The following is a 2,153-nucleotide window of genomic DNA, read 5'->3' on the forward strand; positions in this document are numbered from 1 at the left end:
GCGGCAGGGCGGCAAGCCGGAACCGCGACCACCACTGCGCCGTCTCGGTGACCGCCCGGACGGACACGCCGCCGACGAGTCCGAAAAGGCGCGCTGGGACCGCGAGCGCCGGAATGAACCCCGCAAACCCGCAGAGCAGTCCGCCCGCGAGGGCGACGGGGACCACCGGCGCGACGATCAGATTGACGAGCGGCGACACCAGAGAGATCTGGCCGAAACGCCAGCAGAGCACCGGCGCGGTGAAGAGCTGGGCGCAGAGGGTCGCGGACAGCATCGAGAGGAGCGCGTGGGCCCTTGGCCGGGTCTCCTCGAGCGTGAAGCCGCCGACCCCGCACAGACGCTTGGAGAACCATCCGGTCATCGGGCCGGAGGCGGCGGCGATGCCCATCGTGGCGAGATAGGAGAGCTGAAGTCCCGTGCTGAAAGCGGCGTAGGGATTCCAGAGCAGCATCAGGATGACGGCAAATCCGAGGGAATTGAGCGTGTCGGAATCGCGGCCGAAGAGCAGCGCGGCGCGGCAGACGATCAGCATGATGCCCGCGCGCACGACCGAATGGGAAAATCCGGTGAGTCCCATGAGGAAGAGGACGGCCGCGATCTCCGCGATCCCCCGCTGCCGCCGCGAGAGGAAGCAGGCGGCGAGCAGCGCGTCGACGAACGCGACGAAAACAGAAAGGTGCAGGCCGGACACCGCCAGCAGGTGTGAAATCCCCGCGCGGGAATAGTCGTAGCGCAGTTCGGGGGAAAGCCCCTCGGCGCGGCCCGTCACGAGCGCGGCGAGCAGCTCGCCATATTCATTGGGGAGCTCATGCAGGATATTTTGGCGGATGCCCGCGCGGTATCCCGCGAGCGCCACCCGTGGGTCGCCGGGCCGCGTTCCCGTCACGGCGGGCGCGCCGGAGACCGTCCCACGAAAGCGGAAGCCCTCCGCCCACAGGCGCGTCCGTTCCCCTTCGGGGACCTCCAGCTTTAACTCCCATTCTACCACATCGCCGGGGGCTACCGCAAGCGCGGCGGGCGCGCTCACCTGAATCCGCGCGCCCGCGAGCCCCGCCGGCATCCCCTCGCGGTCCGCCGTGAGGGACAGCCGGGCATAGCTGCCGTAATCCGCGCGGTCGGTGACCACCGCCCGCACCAGCCGCGTCCCCTCCCACCGCGCGGCGGGCCCCACGGCCAGCGCGTGGCAGGCCGCCAACGAAAGCATACAGGCGCAAAAGGCCGCCGCCGCGGAATAGATCCACAGCGGCAGCCTGCCCTTCAGAAGCAGCACGGCAAAGACGACGGCTCCGATTCCCGCGCAGAAAAGCGGGTTCCAGCCGAACGTCCCGGCCAAGAGGGTGGCGGCGAACCACACAAGCCCGCCGATGTGGAACGCCCGGTTCATTTCCGCGGGGCGGGGGTCCGCCGGTCAATGCCCAGTATCCCTGCAATCTCTGCCTGTCCCACACCGGATTCCTCCCGCAGTGCGCACAGCCTTGGACAGCACATGGCGATCACCTCGACGGTATCACAGCACAATGCTTTCCAAAAGCGCGGTTTTATGAGTATTACTCGTAAGGTTTTGGTCTGCCGCCCATCGGGGCTTTCACGGGAATTGCCGCTTTCCAAGCGGCAAGAATTACGAGCGCGTTCCGCCGCACGCCTGTTTTGGATATCCCGCCCAGTGAGCGGAGGGCCTGCCGGTAGTCGACCGGCGGCGAGTTCCTTTCTTTACGTCAAAGAAAGGAACCAAAGAAGGACGCTCAAGGGGACTTCCGCCAGTCCCCTTGAGAAACCCCCGGGAGTACCTTGCCATAACCCGCGAGCTACCGCCGCACCCCATAGGTACACTAGCTGAAGGCTCAATTCAGGTTGCGGGCGCTCCCAATGATCGAAGCCGGAAGGCTCGGTGAAACCCACGGCGGAAAACAACGCCCGGAACGGGCGTTCGCGCGCCCTGCGCGCGGGCGGCGAAGCCGACCAGTTTTCCACCTCTCCACGTTAAAATCGAGCGAAGCAAAAACGACCGTGCCTCCCCGCAAGCATTTCCTGATACGGTTCCGGGGACTTGCCGGCAGAGGCATTGCGCCCGCGGCGCGGCGGCTGGCGGGTTACTGTACGCTCGCCCCTTGATCCGTGTCACGGGCGCCGCCGACTTTGGCCGCAGGCCAACC

The 2,153-nt window shown here is 66.8% G+C and carries 1 protein-coding gene; it reads right to left on the minus strand.

All coding sequences use genetic code 11. The annotated features are described in order from the left end of the window. Window positions 1-1,384: ComEC/Rec2 family competence protein (locus RDM88_RS12670; protein WP_308755184.1), on the minus strand; the 1,384-nt coding region annotated here is incomplete at its 3' end. Window positions 1,385-2,153 lie beyond the last annotated feature (769 nt).

It is taken from the genome of uncultured Anaerotruncus sp. (genome assembly GCF_902490045.1).
GTDB lineage: Bacteria > Bacillota > Clostridia > Oscillospirales > Ruminococcaceae > Anaerotruncus.